The 590-nt window shown below is 72.4% G+C and carries 1 protein-coding gene; it reads right to left on the bottom strand.

The window, feature by feature from the left end:
• On the bottom strand, nucleotides 1-590 hold a 590-nt coding region (locus ACYQ0U_RS22780), incomplete at both ends, for an NAD(P)(+) transhydrogenase (Re/Si-specific) subunit beta (RefSeq protein ID WP_459976164.1).

The raw sequence follows: 590 nt of genomic DNA, 5'->3' as shown, positions 1-590 counted from the left end.
AGCTCGCGCAGCGTGTGCTGCGCCTGGGCGACCGCGAGGCCGTAGCCGGGGACGATGATCACGCGGTCGGCGTACCCGAGCAGGATCGCGACGTCCTCGGGGCCCGCCGACCGGACCGGCCGGTCCGAGGCCTCGCCGGCGCCGAGGGTCGAGCCGCCCTTGAGCGCGCCGAAGAGGATGTTCGACACCGAGCGGCCCATGGCACGGGCCATCAGCAGGGTCAGGTAGGTGCCGGACGCGCCGACGAGGGTGCCGGCCACCAGCAGCACGACGTTCTCGAGCACGTAGCCGCCGGCGGCGACCGTGAGGCCGGTGAACGCGTTGAGCAGCGAGATCACGATCGGCACGTCCGCGCCGCCCACCGGCAGCACGAGCAGTACGCCGATCAGCAGGCCCAGCAGGGCGAGCACGACGCCGATCGTCACCGTGGGGCCGGTGACGGTGAGCACGCCGAGCACGATCGTGGCCAGCCCGGCCAGGCCGAACGCGATCGGCAGGCCGGGGAAGACCACCGGCCGCGACGTCATCAGCTCCTGGAGCTTGGCGAAGGTGACGATCGAGCCGGAGAAGGAGATCGAGCCGACCGCGAT

The sequence above is a fragment of the Nocardioides pyridinolyticus genome (genome assembly GCF_054653575.1).
The sequence above is the reverse complement of the archived record's forward strand: the minus strand, read 5'-3'. Positions and strand labels throughout refer to the sequence as shown.